The organism is Adhaeribacter aerolatus (assembly GCF_007991635.1).
Lineage (GTDB): Bacteria > Bacteroidota > Bacteroidia > Cytophagales > Hymenobacteraceae > Adhaeribacter > Adhaeribacter aerolatus.
The window spans coordinates 52,586-78,169 of sequence record NZ_BJYS01000032.1; the positions used below are offsets into that span (position 1 = coordinate 52,586).

The 25,584-nt window shown below is 45.7% G+C and carries 22 protein-coding genes and 1 pseudogene; 15 read left to right on the forward strand and 8 right to left on the reverse strand.

Translation table 11 applies throughout. From position 1 onward, the window contains the following. Positions 1 to 327: 327 nt before the first annotated feature. Both AAE02nite_RS19395 and AAE02nite_RS19400 read right to left on the reverse strand, forming a co-directional pair. Positions 328 to 549 (reverse strand): hypothetical protein, encoded by a 222-nt coding sequence (locus AAE02nite_RS19395; RefSeq protein WP_146901705.1) that lies wholly within the window; start codon positions 547 to 549, stop codon positions 328 to 330. A 606-nt stretch (positions 550 to 1,155) separates the two neighbouring features. Then, positions 1,156 to 2,505 carry an amidohydrolase gene (locus tag AAE02nite_RS19400; protein WP_246151180.1) on the reverse strand — a complete coding sequence of 450 codons (1,350 nt, stop codon included), beginning with the start codon at positions 2,503 to 2,505 and terminating at the stop codon, positions 1,156 to 1,158. A 268-nt stretch (positions 2,506 to 2,773) separates the two neighbouring features. Between AAE02nite_RS19400 and AAE02nite_RS19405 the strand changes: the two genes are divergently transcribed. The 4 genes from AAE02nite_RS19405 to AAE02nite_RS19420 all read left to right on the forward strand — a co-directional run bounded on the left by AAE02nite_RS19405 (position 2,774) and on the right by AAE02nite_RS19420 (position 4,960). Continuing rightward, on the forward strand, positions 2,774 to 2,986 hold the full coding sequence (locus tag AAE02nite_RS19405) for a hypothetical protein (protein ID WP_146901708.1): 213 nt from the start codon (positions 2,774 to 2,776) through the stop codon (positions 2,984 to 2,986). A gap of 170 nt (positions 2,987 to 3,156) precedes the next feature. Beyond that, complete coding sequence (locus AAE02nite_RS19410) at positions 3,157 to 3,384, forward strand: entericidin (protein ID WP_146901711.1); 228 nt, start codon at positions 3,157 to 3,159, stop codon at positions 3,382 to 3,384. 200 nt (positions 3,385 to 3,584) lie between these two features. Beyond that, positions 3,585 to 4,523, forward strand: coding sequence for a J domain-containing protein (locus tag AAE02nite_RS19415; protein WP_146901714.1), 939 nt, complete (start codon positions 3,585 to 3,587; stop codon positions 4,521 to 4,523). Between the two features lie 107 nt (positions 4,524 to 4,630). Beyond that, positions 4,631 to 4,960: a chaperone modulator CbpM gene (locus tag AAE02nite_RS19420; RefSeq protein ID WP_146901717.1), complete on the forward strand. Its 330-nt coding sequence runs from the start codon at positions 4,631 to 4,633 to the stop codon at positions 4,958 to 4,960. A gap of 54 nt (positions 4,961 to 5,014) precedes the next feature. On the opposite strand, the gene AAE02nite_RS19425 is transcribed toward AAE02nite_RS19420, so the two are convergent. Continuing rightward, on the reverse strand, positions 5,015 to 6,244 hold the full coding sequence (locus tag AAE02nite_RS19425) for an NAD(P)-dependent oxidoreductase (RefSeq protein ID WP_146901720.1): 1,230 nt from the start codon (positions 6,242 to 6,244) through the stop codon (positions 5,015 to 5,017). A 369-nt stretch (positions 6,245 to 6,613) separates the two neighbouring features. Here AAE02nite_RS19425 and gcvP point away from each other — a divergent pair, with 369 nt between their 5' ends. The 6 genes from gcvP to AAE02nite_RS19455 all read left to right on the forward strand — a co-directional run bounded on the left by gcvP (position 6,614) and on the right by AAE02nite_RS19455 (position 13,671). Next, a complete protein-coding gene (gene gcvP, locus AAE02nite_RS19430; protein WP_146901723.1) occupies positions 6,614 to 9,538 on the forward strand; it encodes an aminomethyl-transferring glycine dehydrogenase in 2,925 nt (974 codons plus the stop codon). A 212-nt stretch (positions 9,539 to 9,750) separates the two neighbouring features. After that, entirely contained in the window at positions 9,751 to 10,293 is a 543-nt protein-coding gene (locus AAE02nite_RS19435; RefSeq protein ID WP_146901726.1) for a DUF4136 domain-containing protein, read from the forward strand. Positions 10,294 to 10,499: 206 nt separating this feature from the next. Continuing rightward, complete coding sequence (locus tag AAE02nite_RS19440) at positions 10,500 to 11,456, forward strand: aldo/keto reductase (protein ID WP_146901729.1); 957 nt, start codon at positions 10,500 to 10,502, stop codon at positions 11,454 to 11,456. A 2-nt stretch (positions 11,457 to 11,458) separates the two neighbouring features. Then, positions 11,459 to 12,478 carry a zinc-binding alcohol dehydrogenase family protein gene (locus AAE02nite_RS19445; RefSeq protein WP_146901732.1) on the forward strand — a complete coding sequence of 340 codons (1,020 nt, stop codon included), beginning with the start codon at positions 11,459 to 11,461 and terminating at the stop codon, positions 12,476 to 12,478. Between the two features lie 6 nt (positions 12,479 to 12,484). Further along, a complete protein-coding gene (locus AAE02nite_RS19450; RefSeq protein WP_146901735.1) occupies positions 12,485 to 13,303 on the forward strand; it encodes a sugar phosphate isomerase/epimerase family protein in 819 nt (272 codons plus the stop codon). Positions 13,304 to 13,329: 26 nt separating this feature from the next. After that, positions 13,330 to 13,671 carry an L-rhamnose mutarotase gene (locus AAE02nite_RS19455; RefSeq protein WP_146901738.1) on the forward strand — a complete coding sequence of 114 codons (342 nt, stop codon included), beginning with the start codon at positions 13,330 to 13,332 and terminating at the stop codon, positions 13,669 to 13,671. 167 nt (positions 13,672 to 13,838) lie between these two features. Here AAE02nite_RS19455 and lipA read toward each other — a convergent pair whose 3' ends face one another. From lipA to AAE02nite_RS19480, 5 genes are all read right to left on the reverse strand, one after another. Further along, complete coding sequence (lipA, locus tag AAE02nite_RS19460) at positions 13,839 to 14,726, reverse strand: lipoyl synthase (protein WP_146901836.1); 888 nt, start codon at positions 14,724 to 14,726, stop codon at positions 13,839 to 13,841. Positions 14,727 to 14,920: 194 nt separating this feature from the next. Continuing rightward, positions 14,921 to 15,676, reverse strand: a complete 756-nt coding sequence (locus AAE02nite_RS19465; protein ID WP_246151182.1) for a hypothetical protein — start codon at positions 15,674 to 15,676, stop codon at positions 14,921 to 14,923. Positions 15,677 to 15,999: 323 nt separating this feature from the next. After that, positions 16,000 to 16,341 carry a bacillithiol system redox-active protein YtxJ gene (gene ytxJ / locus AAE02nite_RS19470; RefSeq protein WP_146901741.1) on the reverse strand — a complete coding sequence of 114 codons (342 nt, stop codon included), beginning with the start codon at positions 16,339 to 16,341 and terminating at the stop codon, positions 16,000 to 16,002. Between the two features lie 14 nt (positions 16,342 to 16,355). Further along, complete coding sequence (locus tag AAE02nite_RS19475; RefSeq protein WP_146901744.1) at positions 16,356 to 16,721, reverse strand: hypothetical protein; 366 nt, start codon at positions 16,719 to 16,721, stop codon at positions 16,356 to 16,358. Positions 16,722 to 17,264: 543 nt separating this feature from the next. After that, entirely contained in the window at positions 17,265 to 19,244 is a 1,980-nt protein-coding gene (locus tag AAE02nite_RS19480; protein ID WP_146901747.1) for an alpha-ketoacid dehydrogenase subunit alpha/beta, read from the reverse strand. Positions 19,245 to 19,418: 174 nt separating this feature from the next. Between AAE02nite_RS19480 and AAE02nite_RS19485 the strand changes: the two genes are divergently transcribed. The 5 genes and pseudogenes from AAE02nite_RS19485 to AAE02nite_RS19505 all read left to right on the forward strand — a co-directional run. Further along, positions 19,419 to 20,666 carry a M16 family metallopeptidase gene (locus AAE02nite_RS19485; protein WP_146901750.1) on the forward strand — a complete coding sequence of 416 codons (1,248 nt, stop codon included), beginning with the start codon at positions 19,419 to 19,421 and terminating at the stop codon, positions 20,664 to 20,666. A 299-nt stretch (positions 20,667 to 20,965) separates the two neighbouring features. After that, positions 20,966 to 21,445, forward strand: coding sequence for a 2-C-methyl-D-erythritol 2,4-cyclodiphosphate synthase (gene ispF, locus AAE02nite_RS19490; RefSeq protein WP_146901753.1), 480 nt, complete (start codon positions 20,966 to 20,968; stop codon positions 21,443 to 21,445). Positions 21,446 to 21,482: 37 nt separating this feature from the next. Further along, on the forward strand, positions 21,483 to 23,147 hold the full coding sequence (locus AAE02nite_RS19495; protein WP_146901757.1) for a M28 family peptidase: 1,665 nt from the start codon (positions 21,483 to 21,485) through the stop codon (positions 23,145 to 23,147). 229 nt (positions 23,148 to 23,376) lie between these two features. After that, entirely contained in the window at positions 23,377 to 24,759 is a 1,383-nt protein-coding gene (locus tag AAE02nite_RS19500; RefSeq protein WP_246151185.1) for a LutB/LldF family L-lactate oxidation iron-sulfur protein, read from the forward strand. A 416-nt stretch (positions 24,760 to 25,175) separates the two neighbouring features. Next, a pseudogene (locus AAE02nite_RS19505) lies at positions 25,176 to 25,559 on the forward strand (GAF domain-containing protein); the annotation flags it as partial. Between the last annotated feature and the right edge of the window lie 25 nt (positions 25,560 to 25,584).

Here is a 25,584-nt window from a genome sequence, read left to right on the forward strand (position 1 = left end):
CATGCGCCGGATTGCTATGGAACTCTACATTTGCTATTTGGTAGTATAAACCTGCTATGGAAAGAATGACATTTAAAATAATTAAAAAGCGTCCTCAAAATAATTCAGAGACGCTTTTTTCTTTTACAAAAATTTGGTATTGTTCAGTGCCTATTTACTCCTTAAACAGAGAAGCTGTTTATCATTTTCTAAATCAGAATAACCCCTGCCCTGCTGCATGTTTTCACCAACAAATAGATCGGCAGAAGCTTTACAAATGGCGATGATAACACCACCAATGGCGGCTTATGCTGCTCGAATCAGAAATATGAAACAGCTTTTAACCTGTTAAATAAATCCGCCCCCAATCATCAACCTAAACATGGCTAATAACAGCGCAATAATATTTAAATAGAGGCCGCTTCTTTTAGAAGAGAAAGCACCGATAATGGCGCCGACTACCGCCAGCGGAATAACAAACCAGTTACCCCAACCCAGTAACGGAATAAAACTGATTACCGCCAGCAGCAGGGTAATAATACCCCATAACACCGAAAAAAAGTTAAGCATAATATTTATTTTTAAAGTTTTGATGGTTGAACGTTATAAACCTGTTACGCTAATTAGGATTGCCGCAATATTTAAGCTGCTAATTACCAAAATTTCTATCCTGCTCTTAGGCCGCGAAATGCTACCGCCAAGGTACCAAAAATCTTATTAATTGTTTAATCTGCGCCCGAAGCTGATTTGAAAATGGAGGTGTTAACCCTTATCATCAATACACCGGTATTACCAGGTAAAAAAATAAAGAACAGCAATTATTTTGGGGCATAGAATAAATTAGGACTTTCGCAAAGTGGTTTTTTAACCTAGTAAATCCTCCCCCTTGCCCCCTGCGAAGGGGGACTTTGGATAATTTTGCGAAAGTCCTGTAAATATTAACCTTGAAAACAATTTAAAAATATGCTTATCGATTTCGGCCGATGGCTACGCCGGTAAGCTTTACATTTAACCGGTAGATTAATGAGCGCTAATTAAAAGTATTGCCTTAGAGCGGAATATTGTCATAAGCGTTAAATTTCATTCTGTTTCCTTTTCAAGCCTAACGGAAAACGCATCTAAACCGGCCTTAATGATTTCTTTCGGCGGGAAACAGTCTTCATCGCTAATTAAATTTTATTTCCGGTTAAATAAATCCAGTACGGCCGTGCTCATGGCCAGCACACCGGTTTTAATGGTAGGCTCCGGCAAGGGCGCAAATTTACTCGAATGTAAACCTGGCAGTTCGGCACCTTTGGCTTTGCTTTCGGCTATCTTTTTAGGGTCTACGGTACCCAGCCAGAACATGCAAACAGGAATTTTAGCTTCGGTGCGGCCGTAGAAAGAGAAGTCTTCGCCCACCATGGAGGGCGGTGTTTCTACTACTTTATCGGGCCCCAAAACGCGTTTAAAAGAAGCCGTGAGGCGGCGGGTCAGTGGAATATCGTTATAAGTAAAAGGAGTAAACTGATCGCGCACAGTAACTAGGGGCAGGCGGTTTTCGGGCAGGCCCGCCTCCCGGCCCAAGCCATCGCACATGCGTTTAATACTAGCAATGGTATTGTTGCGCACCTCGTCGCTGTAAGATCGCAAAGTAAGTTGCAGCTTTACCTCGTCGGGGATTACGTTAAAAGAAGTACCGCCGTGGATAGAACCTACTGTAACAACTGCCGGTTGAAACGGCGAAGTCTCGCGACTAACAATGGTTTGCAGGGCCATTACCAGTTGCGAGGCCAGCACGACCGGGTCCTTAGCTTTGTCCGGCACGGCCCCATGGCCACCAATGCCGCGTACCGTTATATCTACCGCATCTACATTAGCCATAATATTGCCTTCGGTGTAGCCGACCTGCCCGGCCGGAATACTGGCATTGGTGTGCAGCGCCACCACGTAATCCGGTTTCGGAAACTTGGTAAATAAACCTTCCTGCAGCATGGCTTTCGCGCCACCGCTTCGTTCTTCGGCAGGCTGACCAATTAAAACCAGCGTGCCTTTCCAGTTATTCTTAAACTGCGCCAGGGTTTTGGCTACGCCGGTAAAAACGGTCATGTGCACATCGTGACCGCAGGCCTGCATAACTGGTACGTCTTTGCCATCGTCGGATTTACCTAAAGCCTTACTCGCGTACGGCAACCCGGTCTCTTCCAGAATAGGCAGGGCATCTAAATCGGTGCGGATTAAAACGGTGGGGCCGCTGCCGTTTTTTAAAACCCCTACTATCCCATAACCACCAATATTTTGCGTAACGGCATAGCCCAGGCTTTTTAACTCGGCAGCCATCCGGGCCGACGTATTTTTTTCCTGAAACGAAAGCTCCGGATGCTCATGCAGGTGCTGGTATAATTTAGCTAAATCGGGGTAAGCCGATTGAATAAACTGCACGAAAGCTTTGTCCGGTGCCGGCGACTGGGCCGCAACCATCCGGACCAGCCCGGAAAAGATAAAAAGCAGGATACCAAACCGCTGGAAAAACATAATTTGCTGCATTATTTATAAGCTGGTATTTTTTCAAAACTACAAAGCTTTAGGTATTTCCAAAAATATCTTTTCCGGACCGAAATACGCGGGCAGTTTAAAGATGGCCGCCAACACAAAGCAGGGTTTTTAATATTTTTTTTAGCGGATAACCTATCTGATAATAAGTTCTTTAGCCCGCTTGAACAAAAAACAGATAAAATTTTTCTGAAAAAGCGGGTTACCTTCTTTTGCACCCGGTATTAACGGTATCAGAAACTAAAACCCAATTAAAACAACAATGAAAAACTTATCAAAAATCACTGTATTAGCTTTTGCTGCTATCTCTTTCACTTTTGCTTCTTGCGGTGGCGAAACTAAAACTACTGAAACTACTGAAACTGAAACTACAGTTGAAGGTACTGAAGCTACTGAAGATGCAGCTGCAACCGATGCAACTACAACTGATAGCACCACTACTACCACTACTGACTCTACTACTGTTGCTCAGTAATTTTTAGATAATTGCAATATTAAAACAGCCCGACCGCTTATACCGGTTGGGCTGTTTGTTTTAGAAGTAACTTACGTTAGCCCTTCTACGGATATCACTACGCAATTTCTTAAGTAGTTGGGTTACTTTTTCTTAAATCCGGTATTAAATCAAAATAGAAAAATAAAGTTATGAAAAATTTAGCAAAAATTTCCGTCCTGGCTTTTGCCGCCATTTCTTTCACTTTTGCCTCCTGCGATTCTAAACCCGCTGAAAATGCAGAAGATGCTACCGAAAGCACTGTAGACGCCGCTGAAGCAGAGATGGATTCGGTAGGTATGGCCACCGAAGGTGATACCGCTACTGTTCAGGACCAACCCGTAAAGGATGGCGTAGTTGATTCGATGAAAGCTCAATAAGCACTAAAAAATGTATTTAAAGCCTTTGCTCTTAATTGGGCAAAGGCTTTTTTATTCGGGTTAATCTGGTAATCCACTCGTGTTTATTTACCGGCTCGCTGTCTAATACTTATTTTGAGGAGTTTAATTCAACCAATCAGATTAAGTTTTTCGTATTATTACCCAATCTGGAACGCAACCTGTTTTGATCTGACACGACCGTGGACTACAAAGATTATTACAAAATACTGGAAGTTGACAAGAAAGCCCCCAAAGAGGAGATAAAGAAGCAGTACAAGAAATTAGCCCGTAAATATCACCCGGATGTAAACCCGGGCAACAAAGAGGCCGAAGAAAAATTTAAAGCTATAAACGAGGCACACGAAGTACTCAGCGACGATGAAAAACGCCAGAAGTACGATACCCTGGGTGCTGACTGGAAACGTTACGAACAGGCCGGTGGTGGTGCGGGCGGATTTGACTGGTCGCAGTACGCACAAGGCGGCCGGCCGGGTGGCAGCTACACCTACAGCAACATGGGCGGCGATTTTGAAGGTGCTGATTTCTCGGATTTTTTCCGGGATATTTTTGGCGGCATGGGTGGCGGTGGCGGACAACAGGCTGGTTCCCGGCGCACCCGCTCGTTTAAAGGTCAGGATTATACCGCTGAACTGACCTTACCGCTGCACGAAGCCTATACCGGTGGCCGCAAAACCATAACGGTTAACGGTAAAAACCTGCGCATTAACATTAAGCCCGGCGTAGAAGATGGCCAGACCATCCGGCTGAAAGGAAATGGTGGCCCCGGTGCCAACGGCGGCGAACCCGGCGATTTATATATTACCTTCCGGATTGAACCCGACCCGCACTTTACCCGCCGCGGAAACGACTTGTATGTAGATGCTGATATACCTGTTTATAAAGCCGCTTTAGGAGGCGATGCCTTTATAGATACCATGAGCGGACAGCTCAAAATTAAAGTAAAACCCGAAACGAAGAACGGCACCCTGCTGCGGCTGCGCGGCAAAGGATTCCCGGTTTATAACCAGCCCGACACGTTCGGCGATTTGTATGTAAAAATAAATTTGCAATTACCCGAAAATTTAACCGAGAAAGAAAAAGATTTATTTCAGCAACTGGCTCAAGCCCGGGGGGAGTAATTCGTTTTTCGTTAATCGTTGTCCGTTATTCGATTAGTGTTGTTTGTTCGTTGTTGATTCTTGTTTCCTAATTACTAATAGCTAACAACTAATCACTATAGACCGCTATGAAATATATTGCCATTGAAGAATTTTGTAGCCACCACGGCGTAGAAATTACCTTAATTCGGGAGTTCGCCGCTTTTGGATTGGTACCCTTGCACGTAGAGAACAACCGCGAGTTTCTGCCGGACAAAGCTATTACCCGCCTGGAACGCACTTTGCGGCTATTTCGGGATTTAGATGTTAATAAAGAGGGGATTGAGGTGATTTTGCGCATGCGCAAACAATTGAAAAAATTACGCCGCGAACACGAAAAATTACTTAACCGTCTTCAGCAACTGGAAAATCCGGGAATAGCCCGCAACTATATTATTCAGGAAATTGACTTGGAATAACCAGTCTCTTTTCTTAGCTGGTATATTTAAAGTATTTATATAGCAAGGCGGCTCTTAAGGCACCAGCAACTTACCGGTTGCATAATCGTGCAGGTATTCGTAGCGGAGCAATAGTTTACCGTGACTGGCAATGGTAGCCCGCTGAATAATGCCTTGCGCATCGTTCCGGAACAAATGGGGAAATACTACGTCTATTAACTGCCGGCCAAAGTCGCGGGAAGCGTTGCGAGGCAATTCACAAGGCAAATTATCTACGGCCATTACCGTAATATTCTTCGATCGGCTAAAAGCTGGTTCCAGTAATTCCGTTTGGGGGTTGTAATCGTAAACCGGGTCCAGGATGGTAGAAGCCCGTTTGGTGCTGGGTACCGAGCCATCAATATCGCAGGTAATATCGGCAATGGTGTTTATCTTAAAATTAGGGTGGCGCATTTCGGCTGGGGTAAATAATACAGGCGCGGCCGGATTCCAGTAAGCCCCCGCCATTAATAAATCTGTTACTTCGCTAAATTTCCCAAACGTAGATTGATATTCTTTCGGGTGGGCATAAAAGTCCGGCGTATCCCATACTTTGCCGTCGCGGCGGGCATTATAATCCGACGAGTGCAGTTGCGCGTAAACCGGTTCCGCAAATTCTTTATACAAATAATCAAATACGCTCACTTTCCGGATGCCCATGCGGGTAAGCACCTCCATGGCGCCGGTTGCTACGCGGCCGCCACCGGTTACAGCAATTTTAATTGGCGGCAAGGCTTTTACTTTAAAATATTCTTCTTCCATGTCGTCCATGTCCACGCATTGCCAGGCTGGTTTCAAGTCGAAAAGGCCCCATTTTTTACCGTAAGTCTTTATTCCGTTGTAAGCGCCCACAATACCGGCGTAGTAGCCAAATGCCACCATGCGCTCGCCTTTATCGGTGGTTAATAATTCATAATCGATGAGGGTAATATTTTTTTCCAGAATGGCTTTTAACAACTTCTGGTTATGCGGCTGCTTTTTAATGGTGTGGGAGAAAAACAAATAAGTTTTATTTGGAATCAGTTGGTCTACGGGCACTTCTTTTACACCCATCAAAATATGGCAACTAGTTAAATCTTCCTGCACCGGTATGCCTAGTTCTAAATATTCCTCATCAGCGTAACTGCGCACCGGGCTGGCCTGCACAATTATTTCTACTTCCGGAAAAGCTGCTAAAGTCTCCTGGCACTTTAAAGGGGTTAAGGGCACACGCTTATCCGGCGGTATACGCCCTTCCCGGATAATGCCTAATTTTATTTTATTCATATACAGAATAAACAACAGCAGTTGCCGCGTGTTTGCAGCTTTAATTCAGAACCGAATAATAATCCCAAAACCAGTTGCCGCGCTTAGTCAGGTAAAATAAGGAATCTTCCGGTAAAATACAATTGGGTCGGCACAAGTCTTAAGTGTAATAAGGTAGCTTATAGTTTTTTGGTGCGCGCTAAAAACAACAATAGCAAACCTTCAAATACCAGCCTATTACTTTTAAATATCTATAGCATTGGGTTATACTGATAGGGCTTTGGGAAAATAATACAACTGGTTTAAAATTCTAAATTATTCCCGTTACTTTTGTGTTAAGAGGTTATTAAGACCAGATTCATCCTAATTCTCAGCTCATAATATTCTTATATGTCCTATAAAATTAAGCCTGCCGATATTTTTAAAGAGCGCCACAACGGCCCGGTAAAAAGTCAGATTCAGGCGATGCTTAAAACCGTTAAAGTTGATTCGCTGGACCAACTGATTGATGAAACCGTACCGGCGGCTATCCGGCTGAAAAAACCGTTAAATATTCCGGAGGCTTTAACCGAGCGTGATTTTCTGAAGAGGTTTAAGAAAATTGTCCAGCAAAATAAAGTTTTCCGTTCCTACATTGGCCTAGGTTATCACGATACTGTTTTACCTCCGGTAATTCAGCGGAATATTCTGGAAAACCCGGGTTGGTATACCGCCTATACGCCTTACCAGGCCGAAATTGCGCAAGGCCGTCTGGAAGCCCTGATAAATTACCAAACCATGGTAATGGACCTGACCGGGATGGAAATTGCCAATGCCTCGCTGCTCGACGAAGCTACTGCCGCCGCTGAGGCCATGGGTATGTTTTACGCCCAGCGCAAGAGCACCCGCAAAAACGCAACCCGCTTTTTTGTGTCGGAGCAGGTATTGCCTCAAACTTTAGATGTACTTAAAAGCCGTTCTACGCCGTTGGGCATTGAACTAATAGTAGGCAATCACCGCGAAGCTGACTTAACCGACGAAACCATTTTTGGAGCGCTGCTGCAATACCCTGGTGCCGACGGCGAAGTTTTTGACTATACTAATTTCTTTAAGCAGGCCCACGATAGCGATATTATGGTGGCCGTAGCCGCCGATTTATTAAGCCTGACCTTATTAACTCCTCCGGGTGAACTGGGTGCCGATGTAGCCGTGGGTTCGAGCCAGCGTTTTGGCGTACCCATGGGCTATGGTGGTCCGCACGCGGGCTATTTTGCCACCAAAGATGCCTTTAAACGTAATATTCCGGGCCGGATTATTGGGCAGTCGGTAGATGCACACGGCAACAAAGCTTATCGCATGGCGCTGCAAACCCGCGAGCAGCACATCCGCCGCGAAAAAGCTACTTCTAATATTTGTACGGCCCAGGTATTATTATCGGTTATGGCCGGTATGTACGCGGTTTATCACGGTCCGCGCCGCTTAAAATATATTGCCCTGAATGTGTATCTGCTTACCCAACTCCTGGAAAAAGCTTTACAGGACTTAGGCCTGGAGCAGGTAAACGAATATTATTTCGATACTTTAAAGATTCGGGTGGAAAGTGCGGAACTTAAAAATGCGATTCGCCAGGAAGCCGAGGCCGCCCAGATAAACCTACGTTACTTCGAAGATAATTTTATCGGTATCTCGCTTAATGAAAATACTGATTTAGCTGATTTACAGGAACTGGTGGCAGTATTCTCGAAAGTAATGAATAAAACTACCGAAGCCGCTAATTTATCGGAATTGCCGAACGAAGCCGACATTAACTGGCCAGAGGCATTAATTCGGAAAACCACTTACCTGGAGCACGAAGTTTTCAACCGCTATCATTCCGAAAGTGAGCTGTTGCGCTACATGAAATACCTGGAGAACAAAGATTTTTCTTTAACCAACGGCATGATTCCGCTGGGCTCCTGCACCATGAAACTGAATGCCACCGCCGAAATGATACCGGTTACCTGGCCCGAAATCGGCAACCTGCATCCCTTTGCGCCCGCCGACCAGGCCCAAGGTTACCAACAGATATTCGCAGATCTGGAAGGTTGGTTATGCGAAGTTACCGGGTTTGCCGGCATCTCACTGCAACCTAATTCCGGTGCGCAAGGCGAATACGCCGGTTTAATGGTTATCCGGGCGTACCACGAAGCGCGCGGCGACCACCACCGGAACGTAGCTTTAATTCCCACTTCGGCCCACGGCACCAACCCGGCTAGTGCCGCTATGGCCGGTATGAAAATAGTGCTGGTGAAATGCGATGAGAGCGGTAATATTGATGTAGCCGATCTACGTGCCAAAGCCGAAGCTCATAAAAACGACCTCTCCTGCCTGATGGTAACGTACCCGTCTACCCACGGCGTTTACGAAGAAAGCATCATCGAAATTTGCCAACTGGTACACGAGAACGGTGGCCGGGTTTATATGGACGGCGCGAACATGAACGCCCAGGTAGGCCTGACCAGTCCGGCTAATATTGGCGCCGATGTGTGCCACCTGAACTTGCATAAAACTTTTTGTATCCCGCATGGTGGCGGCGGACCGGGCGTGGGCCCGATTGGCGTAGTAGCGGATTTGGTGCCATTTTTGCCAGGCCACGCCATAGTGCCCATTGGTGATGAAAAAGCTATTTCAGCGGTATCGGCAGCTCCTTGGGGCAGTGCCAGTATTCTGCCTATTTCTTACGCTTATATTTCGATGATGGGCGGCGAGGGCTTAACCGAAGCCACCAAGTTTGCTATTCTGAACGCCAACTACATTAAAGCCCGCCTGCAGGATCATTACCCGGTATTGTACACTGGCACCAACGGCCACTGCGCCCACGAAATGATTCTGGATTGCCGGGCTTTCAAAAAAGCCGGGGTAGAAGTAGAAGATATTGCCAAACGTCTGATGGACTACGGTTTCCACGCCCCGACTGTATCGTTCCCGGTACCGGGCACTTTAATGGTGGAGCCTACTGAAAGCGAGCCAAAAGAAGAACTCGATCGTTTCTGCGATGCCATGATTTCTATCCGGGAAGAAATAAGAGAAATAGAAGAAGGCCGCGCCGACCAGAAAAACAACGTACTTAAAAATGCCCCGCACACTGCTCAGGTTGCGTTGGCCGAAAACTGGGACAAACCTTATACCCGCGAAAAAGCCGTTTACCCTTACGAGTTCTCCCGTATTGCTAAATTCTGGCCAGCCGTTAGCCGCGTAGATAACGCTTACGGTGACCGTAACTTAATTTGTAGCTGTACACCGCTGGAAGCCTATGCGCAACCCGAAGAAGTTACAACTGCTACGGGTATTGAGTAATATTTAATAATTCTTACTTTTTTAAGAGGCCCGGTTACTTAGGTAACCGGGCTTTCTATTTGTATACATATGAAGGTAATGCCTATTCTTCCGGTATATCAAAATCGTTATAGAATATAACTCCTGCTTGACCACTTCGTAAAAATTAAGAAAAAATGGTCCCATTATTGCTATAGGTAAATAGCATTTAATTAACAAAAACCTAATCAGAGATGAAAAAATATAGTAGTATTTTAATATTATTCTTATTTGTACTCCTGGCTTCCTGTTCGCCGGGTTTGCAGGTTAGCAGCGATTACGACGTTGCCACGAACTTCCGGGAGTTTAAAACTTTTGGCTGGTATACCGATAAAGTTAAAACCAAATCCGATTCAGTAGGGTACGATACCTTCTTCGATAAGCGTATGAAAAGATCCATCGAAACCCAGTTGAAAGGCCTTGGTATGACCTATACCGATAACAATCCGGATGTGCTGATTAACTATTCTGTTAATGTGTCGAATCAGCAGCGTTACCGTAACAACTCGCCTTATGGATATGGCTATTATGGCTACCCGTTCGGCATGGGAACCACCGTACAGCAATACAAAGAAGGAACCATTACCATTGACATGGTTAACGCCAACAAAAAAGAATTACTTTGGCGTGGGGTAGGCGAAACGGAAGTTGGTAACCGTAATATCAGCGAAGAGAAAGTTCACCAGATTGTTACGAATATTCTGCGGCAATATCCACCGCGGCCCGATAACCGGTAATATTTATTAGTTTCGTTTAAACAGGAGAGCCTTAGCAATTTTTTGCTAAGGCTTTTTATTTGCATAGGTACTCACCTGAAAAAATTACCTATATTAAACCCCTTATAGCTCAAAGCTTAAATTCTGATAAAAATATATTGGCTATATTAAGTTCTTACTAGCGGTCTTTGTAATAAAGGCCAAAATCAACCTTGTTAGAGTAAAAAATGGAATATCGCAGATTAGGTAAAACCGATATGGACGTTTCGGTGCTGGGCTTCGGCGCCTCGCCGATGGGAAATGTGTTTGATGTAGCCACTGAGCAGGAAGGCATTCAGGCCGTGAACGATGCCATTAACCAAGGTATCAACTTTTTTGATGTAGCTCCTTTTTATGGCTTTACCTTAGCCGAAGAGCGGCTGGGCAAAGCACTGGTCGGCAAACGAAAAGATATATTTTTAGCTACCAAATGCGGCCGCTACGGCCTGGATGATTTTGATTTCTCCTACAACCGGGTTTTGCAAAGCATCGACGAATCGCTAACCAGGCTTAAAACCGATTACGTTGATATTTTACAATTGCACGATATTGAATTTGTTGACCGGGAACAAATATTAAACGAAGCTATTCCGGCTGCCCTGAAAGTAAAGGAAATGGGGAAAGCCCGCTACATTGGTATTACCGGTTTGCCCGTGCGCTACCTCGCCGATATTGCCCGGCAAGTAGAAATAGACACGGTACTTTCGTGGGCGCACTATAATTTGCTCGAAGATGAAGTTAACGACGAATTAGTACCGCTCTCGAAAGAAAAAGGGTTTGGCCTGATGAACGCGGCGCCTTTACTGCAGCGGATTTTATCGGACGCCCCCCTGCCCGAATGGCACCGTTCACCTCAGGCCGTGAAAGACATGCAGCCTCGTTTATTAGCGTTATGCAAAAATTACGGCGTAAACTTAAGCGAAGTAGCGATGCGTTACGCCATGGATCACCCGGATATTGCCACTACCATTGTGGGCATGTCTAACCCTACCCACGTGCAACAAAACCTGAAAGCAGTAGTTTTGCGGATACCCGACGGGCTTTTAGCCGAAATAGAAGATTTAGTGGCACCCGTTAAAAACCAGATGTGGTTTGAGGGCAACCCGGCGAATAATATTCCTAAAAAAGAAAAACTAACTAAATAATTATGAAGGCATTATTTTTAGTTGAACCCGGCAAAACTGAAGTCCGGGAAGTTGAGGCGCAGGCACCCGGACCAGAAGAAGTGTTGTTGCGGATAGGCATGGTGGGTTTCTGTGGCGGCGACCTGAACGGCTACCGGGGATTGTTTGAATTGCAGGAATACCCGAATATTTTAGGCCACGAAGTAGGCGCTACTATTGAACAAGTGGGCGATAAAGTGCCGGATAATTTTAAAACTGGCATGCGGGTTACGGTTTATCCTTACTTAAACTGCGGCACCTGCGTTTCCTGCCGCAAAGGTCGGCCTAATGCCTGCCAGGATAATAAAACCATGGGTGTCAGGCGCCCCGGTGCCATGACTAACTATATTACTATTAACTGGAAAAATTTATTTACTTCCGAAAAATTATCACTCCGCGAATTAGCCTTGGTAGAACCCCTGACAGTAGGCTTTCATGCGGCTGCCCGCGGACGGGTTTCCGATAAAGACCGGGTGGCGGTAATTGGTTGCGGCATTGTGGGCATGGGTGCCTTAGCAGCATCGGTAAATCGGGGAGCCGAGGTAATTGCCATCGACATTGACGATTCCAAAATGGAAATTGCCAAAAAAATTGGCGTTGCGCATACCATTAATACCACCCAAGTAGATTTGCACGAAGCGCTAGCCCAAATAACAGATGGCGATGGCCCGGACGTAATTATTGAAGCTGTAGGCAGCCCGGCCACGTACCGGGCCGCTGTGGAAGAAGTGGCTTATACTGGTCGAGTGGTTTGTATTGGTTACGCCAAAAAGCCAGCTGAATTCAACACCGGTGTTTTTGTCCGGAAAGAAATTGAAATCCTGGGTTCCCGCAATTGCCTCGGCGAATTTGAAGATGTTATCAGTTATCTGGAATCGGGCAAATTCCCGGTAGAGGCAGTTATCAGCAAGGTAGTATCGATTGAGGAAGCCGGCGCTGCCCTGGCCGAATGGTCGGATAACCCCGGACCAATTACCAAAATAATGGTTGATTTTGATAGATAAAGAACCATGATTAAATCCTGTGTTACCATCGCGTTAGTTCCCGAAATAAAAACTGGTCCCTGGATTTTCTGGGAAAATATGGAAACCAGCATGGCCAAAGCGGCTGATCTGGGCTTTGACGCGATAGAACTTTTCACGCCTTCGGCCGATGCCATCGAGCCGGAAATATTAACCACCTTGCTCCAAAAATATAACCTGGCACTAGCTGCTGTAGGTACCGGCGCCGGCAAGGTAATCAAGGGTTTAACCCTGACTGATCCAAACCAGGAAATAAGGAAACAGTCCATCTCCTTCATTATTGATATGATTTCTTTTGGCGCTCAGTTTGGTGCTCCAGCAATTATTGGCTCCATGCAAGGCAATGTGGTACCGGGTGTAGAACGAGAGAGAGCTTTGGAATGGCTGGCCGAAGGCCTCACAATACTTGGCATATACGCTGAAGCTAGAGGAGTAACGCTCATTTACGAACCCCTCAACCGTTATGAAACCAATCTGATCAACAGGTTAGAGGAAGGAACAGCATTTATTAATGCTTTAGCTACCATCAATGTCAAGTTATTGGCTGATTTGTTTCACATGAATATCGAAGAAGCCTCCTTGCCCGAAAGTATCCGGGCGTATGGTACTTCTATTGGTCATGTCCATTTTGCCGACAGTAACCGGCGACCAGTAGGCTTGGGGCATACCAACATAACAGATATTGCCGCTGCCTTGAGAGAAATTAACTATCAGGGCTATGTATCGGCAGAAGCTTTCCCCTGGCCTAATCCGGACGAAGCCGCTAAACAAACCATCGAGTCTTTTAAGCAATATTTTAATAATTAGTAACACAGCTATTTTTATAAAAAGAAATGCAGAGATTTTGCTTCGCCCTTGATCTAAAAGATGATCCGCAGTTGATAAAGGAATACGAAAATTACCACGCCCCAGGCAATGCTTGGCCGGAGATAACGCAGCATGATTTGGATGCGGGTATTATAAACCTCCAAATTTATCGCACCGGCAACCGTATGTTTATGATTATGGATACGGACGATGACTTTACTTTTGAAAGAAAAGCTGCGATGGATGCCGCTCAACCCAAAGTGCAGGAATGGGAAAAGCTTATGTGGAAATACCAGGTACCGCTGCCTTGGGCTAAAGAAGGCGAGAAATGGATTTTAATGGATCAAATATTCCAATCGCAAGCTTAGCTTCTAACTAAAAAATCAAAAAAAATTAAACAAAATCCCGAATATTTCCCGGACAGGAAGTTGCCCTACCTCTTCTGACAACTTTCAGATATTTTAATGCAGCTTGAAAATGAAAAGAGCCCTATTATTATATAGGGCTCTCCTTTTCAGATGGTTATACACTACTGTTAAATATGCACGTGCCGCTCAGCGTGGTACGAAGAACGCACCAAAGGTCCTGACTCTACGTATTTCAAGCCCCGGTTTAATCCTTCTTCGCGGTAGTGCGCAAATAAATCTGGGTGAATAAATTCGGCTACTTCCAGGTGGCGCTTGGTAGGCTGTAAATATTGGCCTAAAGTTAAAATATCCAAACCATTCGCTGCCAAATCATCCATGGCTTTGTATACTTCTTCTTTGGTTTCGCCGAGGCCTAGCATAATACCGGATTTTGAACGTTTACCGTACTCTTTAATGCGTTTTAACTGCTCCAGGCTCCGCTCGTACTTGGCCTGCGGCCGCACCATGCGGTAAAGACTTTCTACAGTTTCCATGTTGTGCGAAACCACCTCTTGGCCCGGCGAAATCATGGTATACAACGCTTCCCAGTTACCTTTTACATCCGGAATTAACGTTTCGATAGTCGTTTCGGGTGATAGTTGCTTTACCTGCACCACCGTTTCGTGCCAGATGCTGGCACCGCGGTCCTTCAGCTCATCGCGGTTAACCGAGGTAATAACGGCGTGCTTTACGCCCATTAATTTAATCGCCTCAGCCACGCGGCGGGGCTCATCGGTATCGTATTCATTCGGCCGGCCGGTGGCTACGGCGCAAAAAGAGCAGCTCCGGGTACACACGTTACCCAATATCATAAAGGTAGCTGTGCCGGCACCCCAGCATTCACCCATATTGGGGCAATTGCCACTCTCACAAATCGTATGTAGTTTATATTGATCTACCAGGCTACGCACCTGGGCATATTCTTTTCCGACGGGCAATTTTACCCGGAGCCAATCTGGCTTACGCGGCCGGGCTGGTTGCGCGGCTTCCGGCTGAATTACCGGCAATAATACCATTTCATCCATAACACAAAGATAAGCAATATCTGTTAATAGCTAATATACAACAGCCAAAGGGCCGGAAAGATTACAGCTGAGGCTAATTTTGAGGTGGATGAAATAACGCTACTGAAAAAGCAGTGAATAACCAGTAGAATTGTAAGGACTACGTTGTGCTGCCCGAGCTTTGGACCGCTTATTTTAAATATTAATTACTTCCGGCGGCCGTAATACAAGATTAAATAAACCGATGAAAATAAACTGGTGTTGTTGGCACGTGGCACCAGTATCATCTTTTTAGGATAAGCTTCGAGCAAAAAACCTACTTCTACCCCGGTTACGTCCTCGCGGTACCGGCCGTATTCAAAGCTTAAGCCGCCTTTGGCGTGGAGCCCCAGGTTAAAATTAGTTTGTCCGAAACCTGACAAAAAGCCGGCGTTGCCCCGGATACGCTCATTACTATCATGCTTGATTGGGTCGTACTGTTCGGTGCGGTAATCGGTTTGCCCACCTGGCCGGGGTCCGGTGTAAGAACTATAGTCGTACACAATGTAGTAGGGTACCAGTAAACCAATGGTTGGCCCGCCGGCAAAAATACCGTTTACCTGCACCCCCGATTCTGGCGCTTTCCGGAAAAATACATACTCCCGGCCATAATGCGGCCGCAACGCGTATAAATAATTGCTTTTACCAAAAATAAAGGAGTTGCCGGTTTCCTGGCTAAAAACCCGGTTACCTTTTTCTTTTGGGTGCTTCACTTCTACTATTTCCAGGCCCCAGAACTTAGACCAGTTAGGCTTCAGGTACTGCGAAGCTTTAATCATGCCGCCGCCAATCAGACCGCCGTTGGAATTAAAATTAATGCCGTAGTTAAACTCCCGCCGGTAAGCCTCTTCGTCCTGTTGCTGGGCCCAAGCCGTAGAAACGAACAAAAAGAAAGCACAAAAGAGTAGATTTATTCTCAACACAAAACAAACGGTTAATATTTACTTAAATATATATAATATTACGAAAGGTACAAAACCAGGTTTATACCTGAAAATACTGAAAATTAATCTTTTATTCTCGCCTTGGCGATCTCCGGCCACTTATCCGGCTGCCGGAACGGAGAACCTTATAATTATTTTTAAAGAATACCCGATTATTGCCTTGTGTTTATCTGTGAATAACTATCCTTACCGGAATTCCAAACAGCAGGCAACAGCCTTTCTACCAAGGTATAGGCTGCATTATTAACGAAAGGCCAGTTTACTTAGTATCCGGCCTTTCGTTAATTACCTGCGTTTTAGCGCTACGCTATATTCTTTTTTACTTCGTTCAGATTTATACCCAAATGCGAGGCATCGTACTGACAAACGCCATCCTTTATCAGCAATAATTGCGGCGACTGGTGTTCTACGTCAAAAGTCTGCGCCACCAGGTTCGAGATCGGGCGATAGGCCAGTAAATCCAGGTAATACGTTTTAACATTTTTCAGGCCGGCATCTGCCCACTGCCGCTCCAGCCGGTTTTTAGCCGTCGCGCTGATAGAACAAGTAGTACTATGTTTAAATATAATAACCGGCGTTTCCTTCGATTCGGAAATTATTTCCTGTATTTGATTTTGCTGGGTTAATTTATTCCAATTTACCATAATTCGATTAAGCTTTATTTCTCTTGCTGCTTTTGCTCTTTCAAAAGCTTTTTCTTTTTATTCAACGTTTTACGGCTTTCGAAAAGCGCATTTTTTTCTTTGTCGTTACTATAGTCGGTGGCTTCCTCTTCTACCGGCACTGGTTTGCGCCCGGATTGACCAACTTTATAGTTAAACTGATCCACATCCAAATGCGTTTCCTTGTGTTCGGCTTTGTAGGCCGCCGCGGCTTTTTTACTTTTCCGGGTTTCGGCCTTTATACTGGCCGGCGTTGAATAGGAAGTTTGCGCCCAGGCCGGTCTCACCGAACAAACCATGATTAACAAACCAACTGCCAACGCAAAAGTTATATTTTTACCAAGTGTAAAGTTTCTCTCCATATCAGCCGAATATAATTATTACCTATTTCTATACTTTTTGCGTTTCGGTTTGTTTCTCAAATACTTATATTTATTCTTTTTAAGTAAACCGTCTTTCCCATAAGCAACTCTTTCGCCCAGTGGCGCTTCGCCGGGCTTAGTTGCCGCCGATTTAACCTTAAACAAACCAAAGTTCTTATCAGTGCCAAATTTGGGGCAGGGAATTTTGCCGTTCCGGCAACTAGTCAGAGCCAGGCTCCCAACCACCATAATTACAAGCAAATTTCTAACGCCTACCAAAACAATTCGGGTTTATTTAATTTGCCAAAATTACTAAATAAAAGTATATCCATAATTTAATAAATTAATAACGAACTACTTACTTTCTAGCCTAAAAAATTAAGCATGGGTAAAAAGCATTACAGGTACCACATCAACTTTTTAGAAACTTAATATTTACCCAATTATTACCCCTCTAGCCCGACTGGTAGCTCGAACGAAAAATTAAGCTGAATTAGTAGCTGTCCTAAAAATATTTTTTTACCTGCTTTTGGTTTGAAAGCATTAATATTTAAGTAATTGCGCTACTTTTTCCTGCAGGCGCTGTACCGGTAAAAATTGTTGTTCTAAAGGCGGCGAAAAAGGCACTGCCGTATCGAGGCTGGCTACGCGTATAACTGGTCCATCGAGGTAATTAAAGCAGTTCTCCGAAATCCAGGCACTGATCTCCGCGCCTATGCCGCCGGTTAAAGTATCTTCGTGTAAAATAAGCACCCGACCGGTTTTCTTAACAGTCTGGGCTACAGCTTCCTGATCCCAGGGCAGTAAGGTGCGCAAATCCAGTATATCGGCGCTTACTTCGGGCATGGTTTGCAATAAGCGTGTAGCCCAGTGCACACCCATGCCGTAAGTTATTATCGAAATATCGTCGCCTTCGGTAACCAGTTTGGCTTTTCCTATTTCTAAAGTATAATATTCATCCGGAATCTGGCTCGCAACAGAGCGGTATAATAACTTATGCTCGAAATACAGGACCGGATTGGGATCTGCGATGGCCGCGTTTAACAAACCTTTGGCATCGTAGGGGCTGGATGGATACACAATTTTCAGGCCAGGGGTATGAAAGAACCAGGCTTCGTTCGATTGGGAATGGAAAGGCCCGGCGGCCGTACCCGCGCCGGTAGGCATTCGGATAACCACATCGGCGTTCTGCCCCCAGCGATAGTGCGATTTTGCCAGGTTATTTACCACCTGGTTAAAAGCACTCGTCACAAAATCGGCAAACTGCATTTCAATCACCGATTTTTTTTCTTTCACCGACATACCCAGGCCAATGCCCACAATAGCCGACTCGCACAAAGGCGTGTTGCGGATGCGCTGCTTACCAAACTGCTCCACAAAACCTTCGGTAACTTTAAACACACCGCCGTATTCGGCAATATCCTGGCCCATTATTACCAGTTCGGGGTAGTGCTCCAAGCTTTGCCGCAAGCCATCTGAAATAGCATCTACAAAACGTTTTTCGGTGGTGTTAGGTGAAGTTGGGGTAATTAAAGCTGGGGCAAAAGGCCGGTACATGTCGGCCAGTTCTTCGGCCACATTTGGTTCCGGCATCGGCACCGCAAAGGCTTTATCCAGGCCCTCTTCAATTAAACTTTTAAGCTCCTCCCGAATGGCAACCTGGGAACGGGAAGTCAGAACCATTTCGTCCAGGAGGTATTTTTCAAAATTCTCAACCGGATCTTTCTTTACCCATTTTTCAAAGAGTTCCTGCGGCACGTATTTAGTACCGGAAGCTTCTTCGTGGCCCCGCATCCGGAAAGTCATGGCTTCGATTAAAATGGGCCGGGGATTCTGGCGAATACTGGCCGCTGCCTGCCGCACCGTATCGTACACCTCTAATACGTTATTACCGTCTATCTGCAGGGTATCGATACCGTATGCCGGACCTTTATCGATAAAGCTGGCGAATTTAAATTGTTCGCTGTTAGGGGTAGAAAGGCCGTAGCCATTATTTTCAATCATAAAAATAACGGGCAAACCCCATACCGCCGCCACATTCAAGGCTTCGTGGAAATCGCCTTCACTGGCCCCGCCGTCGCCGCTAAATACCAGCGTAGCTTTTTGTTTCCGGTCGAGCAAATCGGCCAAAGCAATGCCGTCGGCTACGGCCAGTTGCGGCCCCAGGTGCGAAATCATGCCCACAATATGGTGCTCTTTGCTGCCGAAATGAAACGACCGATCGCGGCCTTTGGTAAAACCGGTGGTTTTGCCCTGGAACTGCGCAAATAAACGGTCTAGCGGAATATTGCGGCCGGTAAAAACGCCTAAGTTACGGTGCAGCGGCAATATATATTCGTCAGGGTTTAACGCCAGCGTAGCCCCTACCGAAATAGCTTCCTGTCCGATGCCCGAAAACCACTTGGTTATTCTGCCCTGCCGCAGCAAAATCAGCATGCGTTCCTCAATCAGGCGCGGTAGCAAAATGCCCCGGTACAAAGCCAGTAAATCGTCTTCGGTATATTGTTTGCGGTTGAAATTCATTTTAAATGACTAAAAATTATTCAAAATTAAGGTAAAAACTAACATCTATTGAATCTCTTGTTTTAAATGTCGAATTTTGAGAAGATTTACCTTTTGGAATCTGTTTTTCGTATGCTTCTGCCATAGCGGTAGCATCAGAAATAATTTTTCAGCTAAAAAAGAAATAACTCGCCTGTGATAGATTATAAAGAATTTACCTTAGATAATGGCCTGCGGGTAGTAGTACACGAAGATTTTACCACCCCAATGGCCGTTTTAAACGTGTTGTACGATGTGGGCTCGAAAGACGAAGCCGAATCCCAAACCGGCTTTGCGCATTTGTTTGAGCACCTGATGTTTAGCGGTTCGGTAAATATTCCGAGCTACGACGAGCCCCTGCAAAAAGTAGGCGGCGAAAACAATGCTTTTACCAGCCCCGATATTACCAATTATTACCTGTCGGTGCCGGCGCAGAATATCGAAACCGGTTTCTGGCTCGAATCGGACCGCATGCTGGGTCTGGCTTTCGACGAGAACGGCCTGGAAGTGCAGCGCAAAGTAGTAATTGAAGAGTTTAAACAGAATTATCTGAACCAGCCTTACGGCGATGTGTGGCTGAAGCTACGGCCTTTGTCTTACGACGTGCACCCGTATAAGTGGCCGACCATTGGCAAAGAAATTTCGCACATAGCCGATGCCAGAATGGAAGATGTCCGCAGCTTTTTCCGGAAACATTATTCCCCAATTAACGCCATTCTGGTCATTGCCGGTAATATTACCTTTGATAAAGCCCGCGAACTATCCGAAAAATGGTTTGGCCCGATTCCATCGGGTGAAAAATACGTACGCAACCTGCCCCCCGAACCTGTTCGTACCGAAGCTAAATTACTGGAGCATACGGCTAATGTGCCGCTGACCGGTATTTACAAAACTTACCTGATGCCCGGCCGCACCGATGCCGATTATTATGCTGCCGATTTGGTAAGCGATATTCTGGGCCGGGGAAAATCATCACGGTTGTACAGCGAACTGGTGAAAGAGCGTAAATTATTCAACTCGATTAGTGCCTCCTGCACCGGTTCCAACGAAAAAGGTCTGCTTGTAATTCAGGGGAAGTTAAACGAAGGCGTGGATGCGCAGGAGGCCAATGCCGCCATCGAAGAAATAAACCAGGCCTTAATGGAAGACCTGATAAGCGAGGAGGAATTAACGAAAGTAAAAAACCACGCCGAAGCTTCTATTGTTTTCTCCGAAATAGAGTTACTGAACCGCGCCATGAACCTGGCCCACAGCAAGCTTTTGGGTGATGCCAACTTAATAAACCAGGAAACGGAAAGAGTACAGGCCGTAACGGGCGGAGACATTCTGCAGCAGGCGCAAAATATTCTGCGGCCAAATAACTGCGCCACTTTAATTTATTACGCCGAACCAAAAGAAGCTTAGGCAAATAGTTATTTTCTGTTTTTTCGGCATTAGTGCTATCAAATAAAAGGTCTTCCCTAAAAAGGAAGATTTTTTATTTAGCCAACCTGATGGCTAAGCGTTCTTACTCTAGACTTGCCCTATATGCCTCCGCTTGCAGGTTAGGTTTGTTAAAATAAAATAAATATTCGAAAAGGCCCTAGCCCGATATATCTTCTTCCATTCTCCCCCGAAGCTTAAATATTTTACCCGTATTCGGTCATTGTCAGGGGTAATCCGTACTTTTGTAGGTTAAATTTTATCAACGTAAAACCGATTTAATGAAAATAAGAACAGGCTTCGGCTACGATGTGCATCAGTTGCGCGAAGGGCTTGATTTCTGGTTAGGCGGCATTACCATTCCGCATACGCACGGCGCCCTGGGCCACTCCGATGCCGATGTATTAATACACGTTATTTGCGATGCTTTGCTGGGAGCAGCCAACCTCCGCGATATTGGTTATCATTTCTCCGATAAAGATCCGCAGTACAAAGGCATTGATTCCAAAATATTGCTGCGGCGGGTAGTAGCTTTATTAGCCGAAAAAGGTTATACCATTGGGAACATCGATTCTACGGTTTGTTTGCAGGAGCCTAAACTAAACCCGCATATTCCGGCTATGAAAACCTGCCTGGCCGAGGTGATGAACATACCCGAAGATGATATCTCTATTAAAGCTACTACTACCGAAAAGCTAGGCTTTGTAGGCACCAAAGAAGGCGTTGCTGCGTATGCAACCGTACTGATTTACAAAAACTAAAGCCTTAAATACCCGAAAACGAAAGACGAGCGTTCACATGAATAAATCATATTATCCTTTTATATTATTAATGGCCTTGGGTGCCGGTTGCGCACCCAAAAATATTTCGCAGAGCGGCGGCAACACCAGCCAGCTACCTGCCAATGCTGGTAATATATCAGAATCTGCTGCTAAATACGCCGCTACCATTACGGCAGCCGATTTATCTAAACACCTGCATATTATTGCTTCCGACGAATACGAAGGCCGCGATACCGGCCAGAAAGGTCAGAAAATGGCGGCGGCTTATATCTCGAAAGAGTTTAAAGAAGATGGCCTGCAGGGACCGGTAAAAAACAGTAGTACCAGCCCTTATTACCAAACTTTTGATCTCGAAAAAAGCGCCTGGGGCGAAGGCTACCTGACTGTAGGCACCCGCAAATTTACCATGCAGCAGGATTTCTTTGTTATAGGTAGCTCGCCTTACCAGACCGAAGAAACCACCGAAGTTGTTTTTGCCGGCTACGGCATAGATGCCCCTAAATATTCGGATTACACCAACCTGAACGTGAAAGACAAAATGGTGGTGGTACTGGCCGGTGAGCCGCGGGGCAGCAATGGCAACTACCTGGTAAGCGGAAACGGCAAAGCCTCGGACTGGGGCAACGACCCGCGTACCAAACGGAGTGCTGCCATGAAACATGGCGCCAAAAGCCTGGTGGTAATTACCGGTACCAACGCCGAAGAATTTAACGATCTGACCAACCGCTTCAAAAGCCACGGCAAGCGCCCTACCATTGGCTTGAAAAGCGGAACAGATGGCCAAACCAACACCGGCATGCTGTACGCTTCGCCGGCTTTGGGAGCGGCTTTGCTGAATACCACCACCGATAAACTTTTTGCTTACCGGCCGGCTGCCGGTAACGGCAACCAACCAGCAACCAGTAATTTTTCGGCCGCTAAAAACGTAAAAGTTAAAACTACCCGCCTGATAGAGCCGCTGCCTACCGAAAACGTACTGGGCTTTATAGAAGGCACCGATAAAAAAGACGAAATTGTGGTAATTACCGCCCACTACGACCACGTAGGGGTAGACGAAGACCTGCCCGGCGATAAAATATACAATGGCGCCAACGACGATGGTTCCGGTACGGTAGCCGTAATTGAAATGGCCGAAGCTTTTGCCCAAGCCAAAAAGGATGGGGCTGGTCCGCGCCGCAGCTTATTGTTTATGACCGTTACAGCCGAAGAAAAAGGCTTGCTGGGCTCTGAATATTACGCCAATAACCCGTTGTTCCCGCTGGAAAACACGGTAGCTAACATCAATATTGATATGATTGGTCGCATGGATAAAAAGTACGAGCGCACCAAAGACAGCAATTATATTTACGTGATTGGCGCCGATAAGCTTTCGTCGGAACTGCACCAGATAAATGAGCAGGCCAACCAGAAATACGTTAATTTAAAGCTGGATTACACGTTTAACGACGAAAATGATCCCAACCGGTTCTACTATCGTTCCGACCACTATAATTTTGCCAAGCACCGGATTCCGATTATTTTTTACTTTAACGGCGTGCACGACGATTACCACCAGCCCAGCGACGAAGTAGATAAAATATTATTCGATAGCGCCGAAAAAGTAACCCGCCTGGCTTTTCACACGGCCTGGGAAATAGCTAACCGCGACGAACGCCTGAAAGTAGACAGCAATAAGCAGTAGCTGGCAGGGATTAGCGGGTAGTTGTTATTGTTAATTTCTGACCGGAATTTTATATTTTCTAATGCCAGTGCAATCGAAAACAATTTTGCCCTTGCGACATAAAGAGCGGCTAATTACGTTCCTTTAAGAAACGGTTTAATATTTATCGTAAAAGAAATTAACCGCTTTAGTTAGTTTGATATAAATGGTGATAGTCTGCCCAAGCAGGCTACAAATAAAAATATACAAGGTGAGCATTAAATTAAAACAATTTTTGCAGGACTCCGAAGCCAAAGCATTTGACCTGGAGCACCGGCGAAAAATAAGATTTAATATTGGCAAGTATAATGTTGCTGTCAAAAATGGCCTGAACCAATACGTTGATCACGAGTTGGCGCGGGCGCGGGCATCTTATATCAAAACCAACGTAATTAATAACCTGGATAAATACCTGACCGAGTTTGAGCGGAATTTTACGCAACGCGGCGGGAAGGTTATCTGGGCGCAGAACAAAGACGAGGCCCTGCGCGAAATCGGGCAGATTATGCAGCGCCGGCGGGTGAAAACAGTGGTAAAATCAAAATCGATGACTACTGAAGAAATTCACCTGAATGAATATTTAGGTAAGCATGGCATCGATACCGTAGAAACCGATCTGGGCGAATATATTGTGCAGTTAGCCGACCAGCGACCCTACCACATTGTAACGCCGGCCATGCACATGTCTAAAAAAGACATTGCCGAACTGTTCGTAAAAAAACTGCGTATCCGTCCCACCGACGATGCGCAGGAACTGGTTTTAACTGCCCGGCGGTTGCTCCGCGATAAATATACCTCGGCCGAGGTGGGTATTACGGGCGGCAACTTCCTGATCGCCGATATCGGTGGGGTGGCCTTAACCGAAAACGAAGGCAACGGGCGCCTGTCTACCACCTTCCCGAGAACGCATATCGCCATTGTCGGCATTGAAAAAGTAATACCATCGGTAAACGATTTGGATTTATTCTGGCCCCTGCTGGCGACGAGTGGTACCGGGCAAAATGTAACGGTTTACAACACTATTTTTAGCGGCCCGCGGCAACCTCAGGAAAAAGACGGTCCCGAAGAAATGTATGTTATTTTGCTGGATAACGGCCGCACCGATTTACTGGCGTTGCCCGAAAAACGCGAAGCGCTGAACTGCATCCGCTGCGGGGCCTGCCTGAATGTTTGCCCGGTTTATAAGAACGTAGGCGGCCACACCTACGAAACCACTTACAGCGGCCCCATTGGTTCGGTAATTTCGCCGCACTACGAAGGCATGGCCGAGAACAAGCACCTGAGTTACGCCAGCTCCTTATGCGGGGCTTGCACCTCGGTTTGCCCGGTAAAAATCAATCTGCATAATTTATTGCTGTTAAACCGGCAGCAAAGCGTTGCCGAAGGCCACGTAGATAAGCAAGAGAAAATGGCTTTCCGGATTTGGGAAACCGCCATGAAACACAAGTCGTGGGTAAACATGGTACCAACCGGCCTGAAAAATTACGGCTTGCGTTTAATCCTGAAAGACTCCTGGAGCAAAAAACGGGAACCGCTTACCGTTCCGTCTAAAACTTTTAAAGATTTGTGGAACGAGCACCAGAAGAAAAAGTAAAGAATAAGCCTCTGTTTGCAGAGGCTTATTTGTTTAAACTTCTCCTCATAAAATATTCAAATGCAGATTAATGGGGCCTTCGCTGCCGGGCGGAAAGTTACCCTGTTTTTAAACATTAATTTCGAATACAAGTTATTTCATTATCCTGCCCCCGTTTCTCTTTTATCCGGAACAATGGAGCCAGAAATTATTTTTTATCAGCCACGCGCTTGGTTTGGCAAACTTATCAGCTGGTTTAACACGTAATAGCTATATAAAGCTGCGTTCCGGTACCGGTTGCCCCTGAATTTTAAATTTATATTATGAATAATACTTTTGGCATACCTATTATACCAGATAACGAGGCAGAAAGAACGGCCCGCTTAAAAGCACTGCAGATTCTGGATACACCTGCCTAAAAATCTTTTGATAACGTAGCGGCTATGGCGGCGCATATGTTTAATGTGCCGATTGCCCTGGTTTCTTTTGTCGATTCAGACCGGGTTTGGTTTAAAGCTAATGTGGGCATGGAAGATACACAAGAAGTGAACCGGGGCGTAAGTCTTTGTTCTTTGGTAATCCTGAACGAGGACATGACCGTTTTCAAAAATGCCACCACCGAATCCTGTTTATTGGCCAATCCATTGGTTGTGGGCGAGTTTGGCCTCCGCTTCTATGCCGGCGCTCCAATAAAAACTGCCGACGGCTATACAGTTGGCTCCATTTGCGTGGTAGATAAGGAGCTCCGTGAATTTACCGAAGCCGACCAACGCGTACTCCAGCACCTGGCGGCTATTGTGGAAGATGAAATTAAAGGATAATTAAGAAATAAAATATTACTCTTTC